We start from the raw sequence: 4,772 nt of genomic DNA, 5'->3' as shown, positions 1-4,772 counted from the left end.
CGGAAAGTCGGAGAAGTACTTTCCGCTGTTTTTGTTTTGTCTTTTACTGGTGTCAATACTTGAGAATACATAGAAGATATTGCAACGAATAATGGCGAAAAAGAAGGATTTTTGCTGATTTCTATATAATTATTTTCATGTTGTGCACTTCAAAGAGACAGGAATTTAATGTAATATAGCGAATAAATAAAAAGTATTAACTTTAAAGAAAGAATATTCAGGCGAATATGGTCTGCCAGCAAGTATTTCATCGATACATCAACAGAGGAGGTAGTACAATGGCCAAAATAGCGATTCCGTATGGACGAACCCACTGGGAAGCAGAAATTCCGGATGACAGGCTGGAGGGAATCCTGGAATCCAACGCCCATCACTACCAGGCCGAGGCTGGCGAAGAGGCGCTGGTCCGTCAAGCGCTGGAAAACCCCGTCGGTTCTCCCCGGCTGTCGGAATTAGCCAGGGGTAAAAAGAAAATCGTCATTGTAGCCAGCGACCATACCCGCCCGGTACCCAGTAAAGTGATGGCCCCGCTGATACTGGAGGAAATCCGTGCCGGAAATCCTGACGCTGACATTACCTTTTTAATTGCCACCGGCTTCCACCGCCCGACAACCGAGGCGGAACTGATCGCTAAGTTTGGACCGGATATTGTGAAGCAGGAAAAAATCGTCCTGCATGACTGCCGGGATGATGACAGTATGGTCCCGGCGGGGAAGCTGCCTTCCGGCGGTGACCTGGTCATTAATCGAATGGCGATGGAAGCTGACTTATTAGTAGCCGAAGGTTTTATTGAGCCCCACTTTTTTGCCGGATTTTCCGGCGGACGCAAGAGTATCCTTCCCGGGATCGTCAGCAAGGTGACAGTATTGGCCAATCATTGTTCCAAGTTCATCGCCCATGACCGGGCCCGGGCCGGCATATTAGAGGGAAATCCCCTGCATATTGACATGCTCCATGCTGCCAAGACCGCTAAGCTGGCCTTTATCCTCAATGTGGTCATCAATGCCGACAAAAAAATTATAAAGGCTTTTGCCGGCGACAGGGAACAAGCGCACAGGGAAGGCTGCCGGTTTGTGAGCGAGCTGGCAACCGTTAAGGCCAAACCGGCTGATATTGTCATTACCTCTAACGGGGGGTATCCTTTGGATCAGAATGTGTATCAGGCTGTCAAAGGCATGTCTGCCGCTGAAGCCACCTGCAAACCCGGCGGCGTGATCATTATCTGTTCGGCCTGCAACGACGGCCACGGCGGCGAAGCCTTCTACCGCTGGTTTGCCGATGCATCCGGGCCTCAGGAAGTCATGGACAAAATTATGAAAATCGATATGGATGCAACAATTGCCGACCAGTGGGAGGCCCAGATCGCCGCCCGCATTCAACTGAAACATCAGGTGATTGTCGTCACCGACCAATGCGATCACAGCATCATTGAAAATATGTACTTTAAAGCAGCCAAGAATTTGCCGGAGGCCTTGCAAATGGCCGAAAGCATTGTGGGACGGCAAAGTAAAATCACCGTGATCCCCGACGGGGTTTCGGTCATTGTCAGTTAAGCCGTCTATATAGAGATATAGAGAAAAAGGAGGTGTTGAGGCGGCCAACTCATTTTCATGTAAATAGACAGGAGGAAAGAAGCATGGCAAAGTACAATTCGTTAACCCCTGAAATTATTGCCACTTTAACTAAAATCGTAGGCAGTAAATATGTAATCTCAGACCCGGAAAAAATGGACCCCTATTCCCGCGATGAGGAGACTGATCCCCGCTATCAGCACATGCCGGAGATTGTCCTGCTGCCGGAAACAGCCGAGCAGATCGCTGAAATTGTGAAGTTAGCCAACAAGGAGCTGGTTCCGGTGGTAGCAAGAGGCGGCGGCACCGGCTTGGCGGCAGCTGCCGTTCCCCTGTACGGCGGCATTGTGATCAGCACCGAGCGCATGAACCGGGTGCTTGAGATCAATACCGATAGTATGTATATGGTGGTGCAGCCTGGCGTAAGGACCGATGATGTACAGAAAGCCGCCAGGGAAAAAGGCCTGTTCTATGCCGGCGACCCCTGCAGCGGCGACAGCTGCTTCATCGGCGGCAACGTGGCCACCAATGCTGGCGGCAACAGGGCCATTAAATATGGAACCACCCGGCATCAGGTCTATGGGATGAAAATCGTTTCCCCACAGGGGAAAATCCTGAATTTAGGCGGCCGTCTGGAGAAAAGCACCACCGGCTATGCCCTGGATCAATTGTTCATGGGCTCTGAGGGGACTCTCGGCATTGCCACTGAAATCACCCTGAAACTGAAGCCCATGCCCCATAACGTAATAGACTTACTGGCGATTTTTCCGGACATTGATTCCGCCATCGGCATTGTCACCAAAGTCATCAAAGCCGGTATTACCCCTACCTGTGTGGAGTTTATGGATAATGGCACCATCCGCAGCGTGGAGAAATTTTTGAATGAAAAACTTCCCGAAAGCGAGCGGGGCCATTATATTATCATCCAGGTAGAAGGCAAAGATGAAGACGATTTGGATGACAAGAGCGTTTTACTGGATGAACTGTGCATGGCCAATAAGGCCCTTTCGGTGCTGGTGGCTGATCCTCAGAAGATCTGGCATTCCCGCAAGGCATTCCTGGAAGCAGCCCGGGCTGAGAGCTTGATCCAGTCGAAAGAAGATATGGTAGTGCCGGTGGACCAGATCGCCAATTTGATGAACCAGGCAGCCACACTGAGCGCCAAGTACAACATGGTGACCCGAATTGCCAGCCATGCCGGCGACGGCAATGTCCACTTCCATGTTCTCAAGGGAGATATGCCTGATGACCAATGGGATAAGACCCTGGAAGAGTTCCAGAAGCAAATCTACACTCTGGTCTATCAACTGGGCGGCAAGTTGTCAGGTGAACACGGCATCGGCTACAAGCGGCGGAAGCTGATGGAGCAGTACACCCCGCCCGAAGAACTGGAAATGATGCGGGCTATCAAAAAAGCCCTGGATCCGAATTTGATTTTAAATCCCGGAAAAATCTTCGAAATGCCTTAATCCTTTTCAGGCCGGTTTATTGCGATTAAAAGTAAGGAGGCTTATGCATGAAATGGGTGCAAACCTATGACCCCCTGCAGAATATTCTGCTGTCAGCGCTGGTCGCAGCGATACCCTTGCTTCTTTTGCTGTATATGCTGGGTGTAAAAAGGTCTAAGGGCCATCACGCGGCGGCGGTTGGCACACTGTCGGCCCTGGTGCTGGCTATCGGGGTATGGGGTATGCCGGTGCCCTATGCCCTCAGCGCGGTTGTTAACGGTGCTGCTTTCGGCATCTTTCCTATTATTTGGATCGTTATTACTGCCATCTGGGTTTATAACATGACGGTTGAATCAGGGGAATTCGAGATCATCAAAAATTCCCTGGCTTCGATTACCGATGACAGAAGACTGCAGGCACTCCTGATCGCCTTTGCCTTTGGTTCGTTCATTGAAGGGACTGCCGGCTTTGGCACGCCGGTGGCCATTACCGCCGCGATGCTGGTGGGATTGGGGTTTAACCCGATTTATGCCGCCGGTATCTGCCTGATCGCCAACACTGCGCCGGTCGCCTTTGGCGCCATCGGCATTCCGATTGTGGTGGCGGCCCAGGTCAGCGGGCTGGATGTCATGCACATCAGCCAGATCGTGGGGCGTCAGCTGCCTTTCCTGTCTTTTGTGGTTCCCCTGTGGCTGGTGGTGACCATGTGCGGCTGGAAGCGTTCCATGGAAGTTCTGCCGGCAGTGCTGGTGACCGGATTCTGCTTTGCCGGAACCCAGTTTATTACCTCTAATTATGTGAATCCCTATCTGCCGGATATCACCTCAGCTGTGGTGACCATTGTCGGACTGCTGGTTTTCCTGAATTTCTGGAAGCCGGAAAACACCTGGCACTTCCCGGATGAACCGGTCACGACCGGCAGGGTGAATCTGAAGTACTCCAAGGGGGAAGTGCTTCGCGCCTGGGGGCCTTACCTCATTCTTGCCTTATTGGTATTCCTCTGGGCTGATGACAAATATCTCAGGTTTAAGAACGTTCTGGTTTCGATTGACCAGGCGATGCCTTGGTTTAGCGTAAGCTGGCCGCTGCTGGACGGCATGGTAATGAAGACCGCGCCGGTTGTGGCCAAAGAGACGGCTTACGCCGCCAAATATGCCCTTAATCTTCTGTCCGCCGCCGGAACCGCTATCCTGATCTCCGGGCTCCTTTCCTTGTTTATCATCCCCAACTACGGAATCAGCCGGGCGGTACAGTGTTTCGGCAAAACCTTAAAACAGCTTACCTTCCCTATCTGCACGATTGCCATGATCCTGGGCTTGGCTTATATCATGAACTATTCCGGCATGAGCTCAACTTTGGGCCTGGCCTTTACCGCCACCGGGGCGCTGTTTCCCTTCTTCTCGCCTCTCCTGGGGTGGATCGGCGTCTTCCTGACCGGATCGGATACCTCTTCCAATGCTTTGTTTGGCTCTATGCAGAAAACAGCGGCGGAACAGGTAGGCATAGATCCGCATCTGACAGTGGCGGCCAACTCCAGCGGCGGTGTAACCGGCAAAATGATCTCGCCTCAAAGTATCTCAGTGGCTACTGCCGCTACCGGTCTGGTAGGAAGCGAAGGGGACCTTTTCCGCTTTACGGTGCGTCACAGCATGGCCATGACCCTGATTGTCTGCATACTGACCTACCTTCAGGCGTACGTATTAAAGTTTATGCTGCCCTAATAAATTCAATAAAAAAACAGCCGCTTGCCGGC

The 4,772-nt window shown here is 51.8% G+C and carries 3 protein-coding genes; all 3 read left to right on the top strand.

Annotated elements, in window-relative coordinates; translation table 11 throughout:
• Positions 1-278 precede the first annotated feature (278 nt).
• Positions 279-1,553: a nickel-dependent lactate racemase gene (larA, locus tag ALO_RS09075; RefSeq protein ID WP_004095130.1), complete on the top strand. Its 1,275-nt coding sequence runs from the start codon at positions 279-281 to the stop codon at positions 1,551-1,553.
• 83 nt (positions 1,554-1,636) lie between these two features.
• Positions 1,637-3,040 (top strand): FAD-binding oxidoreductase, encoded by a 1,404-nt coding sequence (locus tag ALO_RS09070; protein ID WP_004095129.1) that lies wholly within the window; start codon positions 1,637-1,639, stop codon positions 3,038-3,040.
• Positions 3,041-3,087: 47 nt separating this feature from the next.
• The gene (locus tag ALO_RS09065; RefSeq protein WP_004095128.1) at positions 3,088-4,740 is read left to right on the top strand and encodes an L-lactate permease; all 1,653 of its coding nucleotides are present in this window, start codon (positions 3,088-3,090) and stop codon (positions 4,738-4,740) included.
• Positions 4,741-4,772 lie beyond the last annotated feature (32 nt).

Source organism: Acetonema longum DSM 6540 (genome assembly GCF_000219125.1).
GTDB lineage: Bacteria > Bacillota > Negativicutes > Sporomusales > Acetonemataceae > Acetonema > Acetonema longum.
This window is presented reverse-complemented; position numbering and strand designations above follow the sequence as displayed.